Below are 16,311 nucleotides of genomic sequence, written 5' to 3' on the forward strand. Positions count from 1 at the left end.
AGCTCACCCCGCACGTTTATGACCTATTCCCTCAATACCCTGAATGCATCGGCGGCGGCCAAGTCGCCGCCCCGCACGGGCGCCGCCCGTTTTGGCCACGAAATCGCCCTGGTGGTGGGCTTGCTGGCCCTGGTTTTCTGGCTGCTGGCGCTGGTCAGCTATTCGGCCCAGGATGCTGCCTGGTCCACCTCGGGTGCCCGCGACGCGCGCTCCGTTGCCAACTGGGCGGGGCGCTTCGGCGCCTGGCTGGCCGATGGCAGCTACTTTGCGCTGGGGTTTTCAGTGTGGTGGTGCGTGGCGGCTGGCGTGCGGGCCTGGCTGTCGTCGCTGGCGCGCTGGATGCGCGGAGGCGAAGTGGTGGCAGGCGCCGCCAGCCCTCTGGTGCGCCGGGCCACGTTCTGGGGTGGACTGGTGGTGCTGATGTGTTCCAGCACGGCGCTGGAATGGTCGCGTTTGTACCGGTTTGAATCGTTCCTGCCTGGGCATGCGGGTGGCGTGCTGGGGTACCTGGTGGGGCCAGCTGGCGTGAAGTGGCTGGGATTTACGGGCTCCGGCTTGTTGGCGATCGTGCTGGCGGTGGCGGGGGCGGCGCTGGTGTTCCGCTTCTCGTGGGGCCATGTGGCGGAGTTTCTCGGAGGGCGCCTTGATGCGCTGGTACAGGCGCGCCTGGCAAAACGCGAGGTGGCCAAGGACGTCGCAGTGGGCCGCAAGGCGGCCCGCGAGCGCGAAGTGGTGGTATTGGAGGAGCGCACCGAAAGTGAGGTGCACCACCCCGAGCCCGTGCAAATCATCGAGCCGATTCTGGTGGATGTGCCGCAGAGCACCCGTGTGGTGAAAGAGCGCCAGAAGCCCCTGTTCACCGAGATGCCGGATAGCAAGCTGCCGCTGGTGGACCTGCTGGACGGCCCTCTGCAGCGCCAGGAAACCGTGGCCCCCGAGACGCTGGAGATGACCAGCCGGCTCATTGAGAAAAAGCTCAAGGACTTTGGCGTGGAAGTGCGCGTGGTCGCGGCCATGCCCGGCCCGGTGATCACACGCTACGAGATCGAACCCGCCACGGGCGTGAAGGGGTCGCAGATCGTGGGACTGGCCAAGGACCTGGCGCGCTCGCTCAGTTTGGTGTCGATCCGCGTGGTGGAGACCATCCCCGGCAAGAACTACATGGCGCTGGAACTGCCCAACGCCAAGCGGCAGTCCATTCGCCTGTCCGAAATCCTGGGATCGCAGGTCTACCATGAGGCCAAGAGCATGCTCACCATGGGCCTGGGCAAGGACATCGTGGGCAACCCGGTGGTGGCCGACCTGGCCAAGATGCCGCACGTGCTGGTGGCGGGTACCACGGGCTCTGGCAAGTCGGTGGGGATCAACGCGATGATCCTCTCGCTGCTGTACAAGGCCGAGGCGCGCGACGTGCGTCTTTTGATGATCGACCCCAAGATGCTGGAAATGTCGGTCTACGAAGGCATTCCGCACCTGCTGGCGCCCGTGGTCACCGACATGAAGCAGGCGGCGCATGGCCTGAACTGGTGCGTGGCCGAGATGGAGCGGCGGTACAAGCTCATGTCCAAGCTGGGCGTTCGCAACCTGGCGGGCTACAACACCAAGATCGACGAGGCCAAGGCCAAGGAAGAGTTCATCTACAACCCCTTCAGCCTCACACCCGAGGAGCCCGAACCGCTGCAGCGCCTGCCGCACATCGTGGTCATCATCGACGAGCTGGCCGACCTGATGATGGTGGTGGGCAAGAAGATCGAAGAACTGATCGCCCGCCTGGCGCAAAAGGCGCGCGCGGCCGGCATCCACTTGATCCTGGCCACCCAGCGCCCCAGCGTGGATGTGATCACCGGCCTGATCAAGGCCAACATCCCCACCCGCATCGCGTTCTCGGTGGGCTCCAAGATCGACAGCCGCACCATCCTCGACCAGATGGGTGCCGAGGCGCTGTTGGGCATGGGCGACATGCTCTACATGGCCAGCGGCACGGGCCTGCCGATCCGGGTGCATGGCGCCTTCGTGTCGGACGAAGAAGTACACCGTGTCGTCAGTTACCTCAAGGAACAAGGGGAGCCGGACTACATAGAAGGCGTGCTCGAAGGTGGAACTGTGGATGGCGAGGGTGATCTGTCAGGGGAGGGCGGTGGCGGCGAGGGGGGCGAGAAGGACCCCATGTACGACCAAGCCGTCGAAGTGGTGCTCAAGGACCGCAAGGCCAGCATCTCGTACGTGCAGCGCAAGCTGCGCATTGGCTACAACCGCTCGGCGCGGCTGCTGGAAGACATGGAAAAGGCCGGACTCGTCAGTGGCCTGACCACCAGCGGCCAGCGCGAAGTGCTGGTACCCAACCGCAGCGAATGACCGGCCGGACCGCAAGGCCGGACCCTACCCCACAGGAGTTTCTGTTGAAAAAGATCGCTACTGCAATTTTGATAGCTGCTGCGGCAAGCGTGGCTAGCGCTGACGGGTTAAAAAGCCTGGAGTCCTTCATGAAGGGCACGCAGACGGGAAAGGCCGATTTCACCCAGACCGTGACTTCGCCCCCCAAGGATGGCCAGACCGCGCGCACCAAGACATCGAGCGGCAGCTTTGAATTCCAGCGCCCCGGGCGCTTCAAGTTCGTCTACAAAAAACCTTTCGAGCAGACCATCGTGGCCGACGGCCAGACCCTTTGGCTGTACGACGTGGACCTGAACCAGGTCACGCAGCGCTCGCAATCCCAGGCCCTGGGCAGCACGCCCGCAGCACTGCTGGCGTCCGCGCCCGACCTGTCGGCGCTGAAGGCCGAGTTCACGCTGGAGGCCTCGCCCGATGCGGACGGCCTGCGGTGGGTACTGGCCAGCCCCAAGACCAAGGACGGCCAGCTCAAGAGCGTGCGTGTGGGCTTTGCGGGCGAGCAGCTTGCGGCCTTGGACATCCTGGACAGCTTTGGCCAGCGTTCGCTGATTCGTTTTACCGGCATGCAGGCCAATACGGCGCTGCCTGCCAGCACGTTCCGGTTCAAGCCTCCGGCTGGGGCGGATGTCGTGAAGCAGTAGGTTTTGCTCTCAAAAGAATAGCTGCCGGTGCATGTTTTTTGGGCGCTAGAGGTCAGTTTGGCTTCAAAATCAGCGTGATGTAGACAGGATACGAACATGGCAGCACGCGGTGCCTCCGCCCCTTCCTCGGTACACCCTTCCACCCACCAGCCCCTGGCTGAACGCCTGCGGCCCCGCACACTGGGCGAGGTGATCGGGCAGCAGCATGTGCTGGGCCCGGGCATGCCGCTGCGGCTGGCGTTTGAGTCCGGCAGACCACACAGCTGCATCCTGTGGGGCCCGCCCGGCGTTGGCAAGACCTCCATTGCGCGCCTGATGGCCGATGCGTTCGATGCGCAGTTCATCAGCATCAGCGCCGTGCTGGGTGGGGTCAAGGACATCCGTGAGTCCGTAGAGCAGGCTCAGGCCGCGCGCGACGGGCTCATGCAGCAGCGCACCATCGTGTTTGTGGACGAGGTGCACCGCTTCAACAAGAGTCAGCAAGACGCGTTCTTGCCACACGTTGAATCAGGCCTGTTCACCTTCATCGGCGCCACCACCGAGAACCCTTCGTTTGAGGTGAATTCCGCGCTGCTGTCGCGAGCGGCGGTCTACGTGCTGCAGCCGCTGTCTGAGCAAGATTTGAAGCAGATTGTGGCCCTGGCGCAGGAGGAAGATGCGCTGCCCGCTATCGAAGATGTAGCAATCGACCGCCTGGTGGCCTATGCCGATGGCGACGCGCGCCGCCTGCTCAACACGCTCGAAACCCTGGCCATGGCGGCTGCGCAGGAGAAGCTTTCCGAGATCACCGATGCCTGGCTGCTCAAGGTGCTTGGCGAGCGCATGCGCCGCTACGACAAGGGCGGCGAGCAGTTCTACGACACCATCAGCGCGTTGCACAAATCGGTGCGGGGCTCTGACCCCGACGCTGCGTTGTACTGGCTGGTGCGCATGCTCGACGGCGGTGCTGACCCCCGCTACATGGCGCGCCGGCTGGTGCGCATGGCAGCCGAGGACGTGGGCTTGGCCGACCCGCGCGCATTGCGCCTGGCACTGGACGCGAGCGAGGTGTACGAGCGCCTGGGCAGCCCTGAGGGCGAGCTGGCGCTGGCCGAATGCGTGGTGTACCTGGCGGTGGCGCCCAAGTCCAACGCGGTCTACAAGGCCTACAACGCGGCGCGGGCCTGGGTCAAACAGGATGGCACACGCCCGGTGCCCATGCACCTGCGCAATGCGCCCACCAAGTTGATGAAAGAGCTCGACTACGGCAAGGGCTACCGCTACGCCCACGACGAAGAGGGTGGCTTTGCGGCGGGGGAGAGCTACCTGCCCGAAGGCATGCCAGAGCTCGGCTTCTACCAGCCCGTGGAGCGGGGTCTCGAAATCAAGATTGCCCTGAAGCTGCGTGAGCTGCGCGAACGCAATGCCGCAGCAGCCACTCCCGGCCTTCAGGATTCAGACACCGCCTCCTGATCCGAGACCTGCTCGGTGGGGCGAGGTGGCCGCGCATGTCCTGCGGCAGGCCCAAGGTGCTGCGCAGCCTGCTTTATGCCGATTCTGCATGATCAAGGTAATAAGTTTGCACATCAATTATCTTGCGTGCATCAAAATTCCTTATGCAGTGCGTGGCGCGCTGATGTGACTAAAACCCGAGGGAAAACCCCGCCCGGCTTGGATTGGGGCGGTTGTGACTACTCGCTACAATCCCGTCCACAAACCCGCACAGCTGCATTCCTGGCGGGTTTTTTGCTAGATGGCAGTCGGGCCCACAAGGCTGTACCGATTCCGGTGCCAAAGCGGTGGGTACGTCACAAACGAAGGACTTCTCTTATGGACATTTTGCTGCAACAGATCATCAACGGTCTGGTACTCGGCAGCATGTACGCCTTGATAGCCTTGGGCTACACGATGGTGTACGGCATTATTCAACTCATCAATTTCGCCCATGGCGAGGTGCTCATGATCGGCGCCCTCACCAGCTGGAGCTGTATTGGAATGATGCAGGCTGCCATGCCCGGCGCGCCGGGTTGGGTCATCCTGCTGCTGGCCACGCTCATCGCCTGCGTGGTCGCTGCCACGCTCAACTTCGTGATCGAAAAGGTGGCCTACAAGCCACTGCGCACCAGCCCCCGTCTTGCCCCCCTGATCACTGCCATCGGCATGTCGATCCTGCTGCAGACGCTGGCCATGATCATCTGGAAGCCCAACTACAAGCCCTATCCCACGCTGCTGCCCAGCACGCCGTTCCAGTTGGGTGGTGCCTACATCACTCCCACCCAGATCCTGATCCTGGGGGTGACGGCGGTGGCCCTGGCTTCCCTGGTCTATCTGGTCAACCACACCAACCTGGGCCGCGCCATGCGCGCCACGGCGGAGAACCCCCGCGTGGCCTCCCTGATGGGCGTGAAGCCCGACATGGTGATCTCGGCCACCTTCATCATCGGCGCCATCCTGGCGGCCATCGCCGGCATCATGTATGCCTCCAACTACGGCACGGCGCAGCACACCATGGGCTTCCTGCCGGGGCTCAAGGCCTTCACGGCGGCGGTGTTCGGCGGTATCGGTAACCTGGCCGGTGCGGTGGTGGGCGGCATCCTGCTGGGCCTCATCGAAGCCATCGGCTCCGGCTACATCGGCACGCTCACGGGCGGTTTGCTGGGCAGCCACTACACCGACATCTTTGCGTTCATCGTGCTCATCATCATCCTGACGCTGCGCCCCTCGGGCCTGCTGGGTGAGCGTGTGGCCGATCGCGCCTGAGGAGCCTCACACCATGAAGAACACCAAAACCAACTGGATCATCGGCGCCGTCGCGCTGCTGGTGCTGCCGCTGATCCTGCAATCCTTCGGCAACGCCTGGGTGCGTATCGCCGACCTGGCCCTGCTGTACGTGCTGCTGGCCCTGGGCCTGAACATCGTGGTGGGCTACGCCGGCCTGCTGGACCTGGGCTACGTGGCGTTCTACGCCGTGGGCGCCTACCTGTTTGCCTTGATGGCTTCGCCGCACCTGGCGGACAACTTTGCGGCGTTTGCCGCCATGTTCCCAAACGGGCTGCACACCTCGCTGTGGATCGTGATACCGGTGGCGGCGTTGTTAGCGGCGTTCTTTGGCGCCATGCTGGGGGCGCCCACGCTGAAGCTGCGCGGTGACTACCTGGCCATCGTGACGCTGGGCTTCGGCGAAATCATCCGCATCTTCCTGAACAACCTGGACCACCCGGTCAACCTGACCAACGGCCCCAAGGGCCTGGGCCAGATCGACTCGGTCAAGATCTTTGGCCTGGACCTGGGCAAGCGACTGGAGGTGTTCGGTTTCGACATCAATTCCGTCACCCTGTACTACTACCTGTTCCTGACCCTGGTGGTGGTGTCCATCATCATCTGCTACCGCCTGCAGGACTCGCGCATCGGCCGCGCCTGGATGGCCATCCGTGAAGATGAAATCGCTGCCAAGGCGATGGGCATCAACACCCGCAACATGAAGCTGCTGGCCTTCGGCATGGGGGCTTCGTTCGGCGGCGTGTCGGGTGCGATGTTCGGTGCGTTCCAGGGCTTTGTGTCGCCCGAGTCGTTCAGCCTGATGGAGTCGGTCATGATCGTCGCCATGGTGGTGCTGGGCGGTATCGGCCACATTCCTGGCGTGATCCTGGGCGCCGTGCTGCTGTCGGCCCTGCCCGAAGTGCTGCGCTATGTGGCAGGCCCTCTGCAGGCCATGACGGACGGTCGCCTGGACTCCGCCATCCTGCGCCAGCTGCTGATCGCGCTGGCCATGATCATCATCATGCTGATGCGTCCCCGTGGTCTGTGGCCTGCGCCCGACCATGGCAAGAGCCTCACGCAGAAGACCTGAACACCGCAGAAAGTTAGAACATGGCAGAGAACATTCAGAAATCAGCCAGCGACGTGGTGCTGCGGGTTGCGGGCATTTCCAAGCGCTTCGGCGGCCTGCAAGCCCTCTCCGACGTGGGCATCACCATTGAGCGAGGCCAGGTGTATGGCCTGATTGGCCCGAACGGCGCAGGCAAGACCACGTTCTTCAACGTGATCACCGGCCTGTACACCCCCGACAGCGGTACCTTTGAACTGGCTGGCAAGCCTTACGAGCCGACGGCCGTGCACGAAGTGGCCAAGGCAGGCATTGCGCGCACCTTCCAGAACATCCGCCTGTTTGCAGAAATGACGGCACTGGAAAACGTGATGGTGGGCCGCCACATCCGTACCAAGTCTGGCCTGCTGGGCGCTGTGCTGCGCACCAAGGGCTTCAAGGAAGAAGAGCTGGCCATCGCCAAGCGCGCACAGGAACTGCTCGACTACGTGGGCATTGGCAAGTTTGCCGACTACAAGGCGCGCACCCTGAGCTATGGCGACCAGCGCCGCCTGGAGATCGCCCGTGCCCTGGCCACCGATCCGCAACTGATTGCGCTGGACGAGCCCGCCGCCGGCATGAACGCCACCGAGAAGGTGCTGCTGCGCGAGCTGATCGACCGCATCCGCAAAGACAACCGCACCATCTTGCTCATCGAGCACGACGTGAAGCTGGTGATGGGCCTGTGCGACCGTGTGACGGTGCTCGACTATGGCAAGCAGATCGCCGAAGGCAACCCTGCCGAAGTGCAGAAGAACGAAAAAGTGATTGAGGCCTATCTGGGCACCGGAGGACATTGAGAATGGCCGAAAAATCCAACAAGGTACTGCTGCAGGTCAAGGGCCTGAAAGTGGCCTACGGCGGTATCCAGGCCGTGAAGGGCGTGGACTTCGAAGTGCGTGAAGGCGAGCTGGTCTCGCTGATCGGCTCCAACGGTGCGGGCAAGACCACCACCATGAAGGCCATCACTGGCACCCTGGCCATGAACGACGGCGACATCGAGTACCTGGGCGAAAGCATCAAGGGCAAGGGCGCCTGGGACCTGGTGAAGAAGGGCCTGGTGATGGTGCCGGAAGGCCGTGGCGTGTTTGCGCGCATGACCATCACCGAAAACCTGCAAATGGGCGCCTACACGCGCTCCGACAAGGCCGGCATCCTGGCTGACATCGAGAAGATGTTCACCATTTTCCCGCGCCTGCGCGAGCGCAAGGACCAGCTGGCCGGCACCATGTCGGGCGGTGAGCAGCAGATGCTGGCGATGGGCCGCGCGCTGATGAGCCAGCCCAAGGTGCTGCTGCTGGACGAGCCCTCGATGGGCCTGTCCCCCATCATGGTGGACAAGATCTTTGAGGTGGTGCGCGACGTGTACGCGCTGGGCGTGACCATCGTGCTGGTCGAGCAGAACGCCAGCCGCGCGCTGGCGATTGCCGACCGCGGCTACGTGATGGAGTCCGGCCTGATCACCATGTCGGGCCCTGGCCAGCAGTTGCTCAATGACCCCAAGGTGCGCGCTGCCTACCTGGGCGAATAAGCGACCGCAAGCCTGCGCACCGCTGGTGTGGTGCGGCGGCTGTCCAGCAAGGCACTCCCTCGGGAGTGCCTTTTTTTGTGTCTGTTGATGGGAGTAGTGTTGCAGTAAATTGCTATTAAAAATATAGCTGGCAAGGTATGTAACACCAGCGCAATCGATCGGTTTTGTTCATAATCGGCCGCTTCGTTCACTTCCCCAGCCTGCCGCTCCACCATGAACGCGCTCCAATCCCTGCCTATTTCTTTGCAAACGATATTGCTGCTCACTGCCAGCAATATCTTCATGACCTTTGCGTGGTACGGCCACCTGAAGAACCTGGCGTCTTCGCCGTGGTATGTCGCGGCCCTCGTCAGCTGGGGTATCGCACTGTTTGAATACCTGTTGCAGGTGCCGGCCAACCGCATTGGCTTCACCCAGTTCAACGTGGGGCAGCTCAAGATCATGCAAGAGGTCATCACGCTGGGTGTGTTTGTGCCCTTCGCCGTGTTCTACATGGGGCAACCCCTGAAGTGGGACTACCTTTGGGCGGGGTTGTGCCTGGTGGGGGCGGTGTATTTCATCTTCCGGGGCGCCTGAAGGCACAGGGCCTGAACGGCCAGTGTGTCGTCGCCCACGGCGCCGTGCGCATGACTGCATGAGGCAGCGGCATCAGTCCCTGCAGGGCGCACGGTTAAACTCGCCGGGTCACGAAAGCGTCATGGTTCTGTCATGGCGCGGCCTTTTCTCACCATTCGTTCCCGATCCAGGAGTCTCCATGCTGTTTGCCAAGCTGTTGCCACGCGAAGGCAATTTTTTCGAAATGTTCAACCAGCATGCGGACCGCATCGTCGAGGCGGCCCGGGCCTTCTCGCAACTGGTGGCCAACTACAGCGACCCGCACCTGCGCGACAAGTACAACCAGGATGTGGACAACGCCGAGCGTGCCGCCGACCGAGTGACGCACGAGGTGAACAAGGCCATCCACAAGACCTTCATCACCCCCATCGACCGTGAGCAGATCCACACGCTGATCAACACCATGGACGATGTGGCCGACCTGATCCAGGACTCGGCTGAAACCATGGCGCTGTACGACGTGCGGCACATGACGGAAGAAATCACCCGTCTCACGGACCTGAGCCTCAAGTGCTGCGAGCGCCTGCGCGATGCCGTCAAGCTGCTCGACAAGATCGCCGACCCGGCTGTGGCCGAGGCCGCGCTCAAGACCTGCGAGGAGATCGACAAGCTCGAATCCGACGCCGACCGTGTGATGCGCAGCGCCATGAGCAAGCTGTTCCGCGAGGAGCCCGATGTCCGCGAGGTGATCAAGCTCAAGGCCATCTACGAACTGCTGGAGACGATCACCGACAAGTGCGAGGACGTGGCCAACTGCATCGAGGGCATCGTCCTCGAGAACTCCTGATCCGCGCAGGCTGACCAGTATGGAAACCGTACAGACGGCCCTCTGGGTTGTGGTTCTGCTTGTGGCCCTGGCAATCCTGTTCGACTTCATGAACGGGTTCCACGACGCGGCCAATTCGATCGCCACGGTGGTCTCCACCGGCGTGCTCAAGCCCGCGCAGGCGGTGCTGTTTGCCGCCTTCTTCAACTTTGTGGCGATCTTTGTCTTTCACCTGAGCGTGGCAGCGACGGTGGGCAAGGGCATCGTGCAGCCCGGCATTGTGGACACGCACGTGGTGTTTGGCGCCCTGGTGGGCGCGATCACCTGGAACGTGATCACCTGGTACTACGGTATCCCCAGCAGCTCCTCGCACGCGCTCATCGGCGGCATCGTGGGGGCCGTGATTGCCAAGGCTGGTGCGGGCGCGCTGATCTCGGCGGGCATCCTCAAGACCGTGGCGTTCATCTTTGTCTCTCCGCTGCTGGGGTTTGCGCTGGGCTCGCTCATGATGGTGGCCGTGGCCTGGATCTTCCGGCGCACGCGCCCGAGCAAGGTGGACAAATGGTTCCGCCGGTTGCAGCTGGTATCTGCAGGCGCCTACAGCCTGGGGCATGGCGGCAACGACGCGCAAAAGACCATTGGCATCATCTGGCTGCTGCTGATTGCCACGGGGTACTCGTCGGCGTCTGACGCTTCGCCCCCTACCTGGGCCATCATCAGCTGCTACGTGGCCATTGGCCTGGGCACCATGTTTGGCGGCTGGCGCATTGTGAAGACCATGGGCCAGAAGATTACCAAGCTCAAGCCAGTGGGCGGCTTCTGTGCCGAAACGGGCGGGGCGCTGACCTTGTTCCTGGCCACCACGCTGGGTATTCCTGTGTCCACCACGCACACCATCACGGGCGCCATCGTCGGTGTGGGCTCCACCCAGCGCGCCAGCGCCGTGCGCTGGGGCGTGGCGGGCAACATCATCTGGGCGTGGATTCTGACCATCCCGGCGAGCGCATTTGTGGCCGCCGTTGCTTACTGGATCAGCCTGCAGTTGTTCTGATGGCCGAGTGGTCCTGAATGCTATTGAATAAATAGCAGACCAGGCAATCAGTACTAGCGCATACGCCCCATTGAGTGTGAATTCGATGGGGCGTTTGCGTATGTGTCTGCCAGCAGATCACTGCGAGATCTTGCGCGCTTCCTCGATCTGGTACTCGAAGTACCGCTGGAAACTGAACGCCAGGCTGGCCATCAGCACCGTGGTGCCTATCAGCAGGGACACCACGATGGCGCCCACCGTGATCCATTGCGTCCTGCCCGGCGCGGCATCGGGTGCGGCGCTGGGGTTGTAGCGTGCATTCCATGCCTCGGGTGTCATCAGCGCGTACAGGATGGCACGCAACGCACATGCGGCAATCGTGAAGCCCAGCAGCGGAATCAGCACCCAGCTGTAGTGGTCGTCCTGGCCGAGTTGCTGCACCCGCTGGATGCCATAGATGCCCAGCGCAGTGGGGATCGGCAACAACCAGCCGAGCATGTCGGACAGGCCATGCAGGTAAAAGCGGTGCAGGCCCAAAGGCCCGCCCACGAAGGCGAGCCAGGCCGCCACAGTTTTGTTTTTCATGGAGTGCTGCTTTATTCGGGGGAGGTGGTATCGCCCGCGCCCAGTGTCTTTTCCATGAGCACGATGTCGCGCCAGGCGCCGAACTTCCAGCCTACCGAGCGCATGACGCCCACATCGGTAAAGCCCAGCGCCCGGTGCACGCCGATGGAGCCCGCGTTGGCAGAGTCGCCAATCACCGCCAGCAGCTTGCGCACGCCAGCCGCTTCGGCCTGTACCGCCAGCTCGGCCAGCAGCTTGCGGCCCAGGCCCATGCCACGGGCGCTGTCAGCCACGTAGATCGAGTCCTCTGCCGAGAAGCGGTAGGCCGGGCGGGGCTTGAACCAGTTGGCATAGGCAAAGCCCAGCACTTGGCCGTCTTTCTCCGCTACCAGCCAGGGCAGGCCACGCGCCAGCACATCGGCGCGGCGGCTTGCCATATCGGCTTCGGAGGGAGGATCTATCTCGAAGGTGCCCGTGCCGTGGAGCACATGGTGTTGGTAAATGGCCGTGATGGCAGGAATATCGCTGTCAGTGCTGGGGCGGATAGAGGGCATTTTGGGGAAATGGATATAATCGCAGGCTTTGCAGCGTGTCGCTGGCCGGGTGGCCATGTCGCGTGTCTCAAGCGTTGCGAATATGGTTGCGAACACTGTGGCTTACGGCAAATGTTGCCGGAGTTCACCACCCGAAGGATAAATCATGGTCGTCATTCGACTCTCCCGCGGCGGCTCCAAGGGCCGTCCTTTCTTCAACATCGTCGTTGCTGACAAGCGCGTGCGCCGTGATGGCCGCTTCATCGAGCGCATCGGCTTCTACAACCCCACCGCCAAGGAATCCGAAGAAGGCCTGCGCATCGTGCAAGACCGCCTGGCTTACTGGGTGGGCGTTGGCGCACAGTCCTCCCCCACGGTGGACCGCCTGATCAAGCAAGCCGCCAAGAAGGCTGCTTAAAGCTCCCTGAAAAGGGCGGGTTCCGTCGGCTGGTCTGGCGGAACCCGCCCTTTTCTCATTCTGGATTCACTGCTATGGCCACCACACCGTTGACCCTCGAACCCGCAGAACTGCCTGCCGATGCCGTTGAAGTGGGGCGCATCGCGGATGCCTGGGGCGTCAAGGGCTGGTTCAAGGTGCTGCCGCACAGCAGCAATCCCGAGGCGCTTTTTTCGTCCAAACGCTGGTACCTGCAGCCCTCCGAGCGGGGTGCCAAGACCTTCAGTGGCACCGTGTTGCTGCCCATCCGCCAGGCCAAGGACCATTCGGACTCCGTAGTGGCCTGGGCGCAGGGCATTGACGACCGCAATGGCGCGGAGGCACTGCGAGGTGCGCGGATTTTTGTGCCACGGTCCAGTTTTCCATCCACCTCCGAAGACGAGTACTACTGGGTCGATCTGATCGGCCTGTCGGTCTTCAACCGTGAAGGTGTGGCGCTGGGTGAGGTGCGCGAGTTGATGTCTACCGGCCCCCAGACCGTGCTGGTGCTGGCCTATGAGCAGGACGGCAAGGCACAGGAGCGCATGATTCCGTTTGTCTCGGCCTTCGTGGACAAGGTGGATCTGGCCGAAAAACGCATCACCGTGGACTGGCAGCCCGACTACTGACAGGCCCACGGACAGTGCCGCGCACCATGCGCTTTGACATCATCACCCTCTTTCCCGAGCTGTTCGCGCCCTTCCTGGCGAGCGGCGTGACCCGGCGCGCCTACGCGAGCGGCCAGGTCGATGTGCGCCTGTGGAACCCACGGGACTATGCCGACGGCAACTACCGTCGGGTGGATGACCGACCGTTTGGCGGTGGTCCGGGCATGGTGATGATGGCTGAGCCCTTGGCGCGGTGTCTTGCGGCCATCCGGGCAGAGCGTGGTGAGCCCGAGGGCGGCGAGGCGCCGCTGGTTCTTTTTTCTCCCATTGGCGAGTCGCTGAACCACGCCGCCGTGGAGCGCTGGTCTGCCAGCGAGGGGGCCGTGTTGCTGTGTGGACGCTATGAAGGCATCGACCAGCGGTTCATTGACACCCATGTGAATGTCCAGATGAGCCTGGGCGACTTCGTGCTCTCGGGCGGCGAGATTGCCGCCATGGCCCTGCTGGACGCCGTGGCGCGCCTGCAGCCCGGGGTGCTCAACGACGAGGGCAGCCACCAGCTCGACAGCTTCAATCCCGCGCTCGATGGACTGCTGGACTGCCCGCATTACACGCGGCCCGAAGAATGGGCGGGGCAGCAGGTACCTGCTGCCCTCCTGTCGGGCCACCATGCGCAGATCGAACGCTGGCGGCGTGATCAGCGCCTGGCCACCACGGCCCGCCACCGGCCTGATCTCATCGATGCTGCGCGCAAAGCGGGGCGTTTGGCACCCGCCGATGAGGCGGTATTGGCCAAGCTCGGCTAAATTGCTATAATCAAAGGCTTTTCGATCCTCTGGCCGGCCGTTTTGCCTGGGAGTTCTCCCGCAAAACACTGAGACGTCAATCCCGATGCAGCCATTTTTGGCGCGGACAAGATCACTAGGAAACTCACATGAACCTGATCCAGACCCTGGAAGCGGAAGAAATCGCCCGCTTGAACAAGACCATCCCCGAATTCGCCCCTGGTGACACCGTCATCGTGAGCGTGAACGTGGTGGAAGGTACCCGCAAGCGCGTGCAGGCTTACGAAGGTGTGGTGATTGCCAAGCGCAATCGCGGCCTGAACAGCGGCTTCACCGTGCGCAAGATCTCCAGCGGCGAAGGCGTGGAACGTACGTTCCAGACCTACAGCCCGTTGATCGCCGGCATCGAAGTCAAGCGCCGCGGCGACGTGCGCCGTGCGAAGCTGTACTACCTGCGTGACCGCAGCGGCAAGTCGGCACGTATCAAGGAAAAGCTGCCACAACGCGTCAAGGTTGCTGCCGCCACCGCCGCTTAATTCAAGCAAGGCGAGGGCCTGTCCTGACAAGCCGCTACAGCATCAGCCTGTAGCGGCTTTTTGCTTTTTTGGTCCGTGGAACCTGCTTCTTGTGAACCCTACTTCTCCTCCTGCCGTGTCGTCGGTCATTGCGCCTTTGTCGAGCCTGCCCGATTTTGACCCCCGCATGGTGCCGGTGGTGGGTGTGGATGCCCACCTGCACGCCGTGTCACTGGCTGCGCAAACGCCCGATGCTTTGCGCGCGCGTTTTGCGCAACCACCCCAGTGGGAGCCAGAGGTGGTGCTGGAGAAGCAATTCATGAACCGCGAGCCAGCCCATGCGTCCGTGTTGCTGGCTATCGTGTTGCGCGAGCAGCCCATGGTGCTGTTGACGGAGCGCACTGCACACCTGTCCACGCATTCCGGGCAGGTGGCCTTCCCGGGCGGGCGGGCTGATCCGGAAGACGCCAGTGCTGCTGAAACCGCCTTGCGCGAAGCGCAGGAGGAGGTGGGCCTGGACCGTGAATTTGTCGAGGTGCTGGGGACCTTGCCCACCTACGTGACCGGCTCGTCATTCATCATCACCCCGGTGGTCGCCCTGGTGCAGCCGGACTGCGTGCTTCGGCCTAACCCGTATGAGGTGGCTGACCTGTTTGAGGTACCGCTGGCCTTTTTGCTCGACCCGGCTCACCATCGCCGCCATGTATTTGACCGCGATGGCGTGCACCGCGAGTGGTTCTCCATGCCCTACCAGCAAGGCGACAAGACCCATTTCATCTGGGGCGCCACGGCTGGCATGCTGCGCAATTTCTACCGGTTCATGATGGCTGAATGAAGCACCCCTGAGGCGCTTCGCGCGGACGCACCTGGTACGGTAGCGCGACCCTCACATGGAGGCTCTGGCTTCGACCGTGCGGGCTTTGAGGGCTGCGGGTGGGGTTCCCGCTTCATTGGAGGATGTGTCGCTGAGGTTCGGCGGAATCACGTGCTCCCGTGCCTTGGCGCCAGTATCATTGCCCCCCATGAGTTTCTTTGCCATCCTGTTCGCTCTGCTGATCGAGCAGGCACGCCCTCTGGCTCGCAGCAATCCCATCCACGCGGGGCTGCGTGCATGGGCCTTGTCCGTGAGCCGCAATTTCGACGCGGGCAAATCGCACCACGGGTGGGTGGCGTGGAGCCTCGCGGTACTCGTTCCCGCACTGGTCACACTGGGCATCCACTGGCTGCTGCTGTGGGGTCTCGGCTGGCCGTTTGCGGTGCTCTGGAGCGTGGCGGTGCTATATGTCACGCTGGGTTTTCGGCAGTTTAGCCACCACTTCACCGGCATCCGCGATGCGCTGGAAGAGGGTGACGAAGACGCGGCGCGCGAGCGTTTGGCGCACTGGCAGCAGGTGGACGTAGGCGCGCTGCCGCGCAGCGAAATCGTGCGCCATGTGATTGAGTATTCGGTGCTGGCAGCCCACCGGCACGTGTTTGGCGTGCTGGCCTGGTTCTCGGTGCTGGCTGCACTGGGTTTGGGGCCGACGGGGGCGGTACTTTATCGCCTGGCTGAATTTGTCTCGCGCTACTGGCATTACAAGCAGCGCACGGGCGCCTTGCCCGCTAGCGAATCCCTGCAACAGGCCTCAGCACAGGCCTGGACCGCCATCGACTGGTTGCCCGCTCGGCTCACGGCATTGAGCTTTGCGGTGGTCGGTAGCTTTGAAGAAGCGATTGAAGGCTGGCGTTTTCATGCGCAGCGATTTCCCAACGACAACGATGGTGTGGTGCTCGCCGCAACGGCAGGTGCCATCAATGTGCGCCTGGGCGGTGAGGCGTTGAAGGCGCGCACTGAGCTGCATGCGCCACAGGGTCTGGAGATTGATGCCGACATGGGCGACAGCGACTCCACCCCCGGCCGCGAGCCTGAAGTAGGCCACCTTCGCAGCGTGGTGGGCCTGGTGTGGCGCTCGGTGGTGGTCTGGATGCTGCTGCTGGCGCTGTTGACGCTGGCCCGGTTGCTCGGCTAGCCCGTTCACCTGTCGCGCCATCTCGCATGGCGCCGCTGGCATA

General features: G+C 63.0%; 19 protein-coding genes. 16 read left to right on the top strand and 3 right to left on the bottom strand.

What is annotated here, in order from left to right; all coding sequences use genetic code 11:
• Positions 1–18 precede the first annotated feature (18 nt).
• From CLU87_RS04000 to CLU87_RS04030, 7 genes are all read left to right on the top strand, one after another.
• A complete protein-coding gene (locus CLU87_RS04000; RefSeq protein ID WP_056061046.1) occupies positions 19–2,355 on the top strand; it encodes a DNA translocase FtsK in 2,337 nt (778 codons plus the stop codon).
• A 44-nt stretch (positions 2,356–2,399) separates the two neighbouring features.
• Positions 2,400–3,032 carry an outer membrane lipoprotein chaperone LolA gene (gene lolA / locus CLU87_RS04005; protein WP_099729605.1) on the top strand — a complete coding sequence of 211 codons (633 nt, stop codon included), beginning with the start codon at positions 2,400–2,402 and terminating at the stop codon, positions 3,030–3,032.
• A gap of 96 nt (positions 3,033–3,128) precedes the next feature.
• Complete coding sequence (locus CLU87_RS04010) at positions 3,129–4,484, top strand: replication-associated recombination protein A (protein WP_099729606.1); 1,356 nt, start codon at positions 3,129–3,131, stop codon at positions 4,482–4,484.
• A gap of 357 nt (positions 4,485–4,841) precedes the next feature.
• Complete coding sequence (locus CLU87_RS04015) at positions 4,842–5,771, top strand: branched-chain amino acid ABC transporter permease (protein ID WP_056061051.1); 930 nt, start codon at positions 4,842–4,844, stop codon at positions 5,769–5,771.
• 13 nt (positions 5,772–5,784) lie between these two features.
• The gene (locus CLU87_RS04020; protein WP_056061055.1) at positions 5,785–6,861 is read left to right on the top strand and encodes an ABC transporter ATP-binding protein; all 1,077 of its coding nucleotides are present in this window, start codon (positions 5,785–5,787) and stop codon (positions 6,859–6,861) included.
• A gap of 20 nt (positions 6,862–6,881) precedes the next feature.
• Positions 6,882–7,676: an ABC transporter ATP-binding protein gene (locus CLU87_RS04025; RefSeq protein ID WP_056061058.1), complete on the top strand. Its 795-nt coding sequence runs from the start codon at positions 6,882–6,884 to the stop codon at positions 7,674–7,676.
• Between the two features lie 2 nt (positions 7,677–7,678).
• Positions 7,679–8,407: an ABC transporter ATP-binding protein gene (locus CLU87_RS04030; protein ID WP_056061060.1), complete on the top strand. Its 729-nt coding sequence runs from the start codon at positions 7,679–7,681 to the stop codon at positions 8,405–8,407.
• On the opposite strand, the gene CLU87_RS23310 is transcribed toward CLU87_RS04030, so the two are convergent.
• Positions 8,392–8,691 (bottom strand): hypothetical protein, encoded by a 300-nt coding sequence (locus tag CLU87_RS23310; RefSeq protein WP_162245485.1) that lies wholly within the window; start codon positions 8,689–8,691, stop codon positions 8,392–8,394. The genes CLU87_RS04030 and CLU87_RS23310 overlap by 16 nt on opposite strands.
• On the opposite strand from CLU87_RS23310, the gene CLU87_RS04035 reads away from it, so the two are divergent.
• The 3 genes from CLU87_RS04035 (at position 8,621) to CLU87_RS04045 (ending at position 10,839) form a co-directional block, all read left to right on the top strand.
• Positions 8,621–8,983, top strand: coding sequence for a DMT family protein (locus tag CLU87_RS04035; protein ID WP_056061062.1), 363 nt, complete (start codon positions 8,621–8,623; stop codon positions 8,981–8,983). The genes CLU87_RS23310 and CLU87_RS04035 overlap by 71 nt on opposite strands.
• A gap of 178 nt (positions 8,984–9,161) precedes the next feature.
• Positions 9,162–9,809, top strand: coding sequence for a DUF47 domain-containing protein (locus CLU87_RS04040; protein WP_055403060.1), 648 nt, complete (start codon positions 9,162–9,164; stop codon positions 9,807–9,809).
• A 19-nt stretch (positions 9,810–9,828) separates the two neighbouring features.
• Positions 9,829–10,839 carry an inorganic phosphate transporter gene (locus tag CLU87_RS04045; protein ID WP_056747483.1) on the top strand — a complete coding sequence of 337 codons (1,011 nt, stop codon included), beginning with the start codon at positions 9,829–9,831 and terminating at the stop codon, positions 10,837–10,839.
• Positions 10,840–10,956: 117 nt separating this feature from the next.
• Here the strand turns inward: CLU87_RS04045 and CLU87_RS04050 are convergent, their stop codons facing one another.
• Together CLU87_RS04050 and CLU87_RS04055 are read right to left on the bottom strand one after the other, a co-directional pair.
• Entirely contained in the window at positions 10,957–11,403 is a 447-nt protein-coding gene (locus CLU87_RS04050) for a TM2 domain-containing protein (protein WP_056061068.1), read from the bottom strand.
• An 11-nt stretch (positions 11,404–11,414) separates the two neighbouring features.
• Positions 11,415–11,936, bottom strand: coding sequence for a GNAT family N-acetyltransferase (locus CLU87_RS04055; RefSeq protein ID WP_099729607.1), 522 nt, complete (start codon positions 11,934–11,936; stop codon positions 11,415–11,417).
• 145 nt (positions 11,937–12,081) lie between these two features.
• Here CLU87_RS04055 and rpsP point away from each other — a divergent pair, with 145 nt between their 5' ends.
• From rpsP to CLU87_RS04085, 6 genes are all read left to right on the top strand, one after another.
• A complete protein-coding gene (gene rpsP / locus CLU87_RS04060) occupies positions 12,082–12,333 on the top strand; it encodes a 30S ribosomal protein S16 (protein WP_015013104.1) in 252 nt (83 codons plus the stop codon).
• Between the two features lie 74 nt (positions 12,334–12,407).
• Positions 12,408–12,980 (top strand): ribosome maturation factor RimM, encoded by a 573-nt coding sequence (rimM, locus tag CLU87_RS04065; protein WP_099729608.1) that lies wholly within the window; start codon positions 12,408–12,410, stop codon positions 12,978–12,980.
• 26 nt (positions 12,981–13,006) lie between these two features.
• The gene (gene trmD / locus CLU87_RS04070; RefSeq protein WP_099729609.1) at positions 13,007–13,765 is read left to right on the top strand and encodes a tRNA (guanosine(37)-N1)-methyltransferase TrmD; all 759 of its coding nucleotides are present in this window, start codon (positions 13,007–13,009) and stop codon (positions 13,763–13,765) included.
• Positions 13,766–13,893: 128 nt separating this feature from the next.
• Positions 13,894–14,280: a 50S ribosomal protein L19 gene (gene rplS / locus CLU87_RS04075; RefSeq protein ID WP_099729610.1), complete on the top strand. Its 387-nt coding sequence runs from the start codon at positions 13,894–13,896 to the stop codon at positions 14,278–14,280.
• A 91-nt stretch (positions 14,281–14,371) separates the two neighbouring features.
• On the top strand, positions 14,372–15,094 hold the full coding sequence (locus CLU87_RS04080) for a CoA pyrophosphatase (protein WP_233193704.1): 723 nt from the start codon (positions 14,372–14,374) through the stop codon (positions 15,092–15,094).
• Positions 15,095–15,281: 187 nt separating this feature from the next.
• Complete coding sequence (locus CLU87_RS04085; protein ID WP_056747487.1) at positions 15,282–16,268, top strand: CobD/CbiB family protein; 987 nt, start codon at positions 15,282–15,284, stop codon at positions 16,266–16,268.
• Positions 16,269–16,311: the final 43 nt, after the last annotated feature.

The sequence above is a fragment of the Acidovorax sp. 59 genome (genome assembly GCF_002754175.1).
GTDB lineage: Bacteria > Pseudomonadota > Gammaproteobacteria > Burkholderiales > Burkholderiaceae_C > Acidovorax > Acidovorax delafieldii.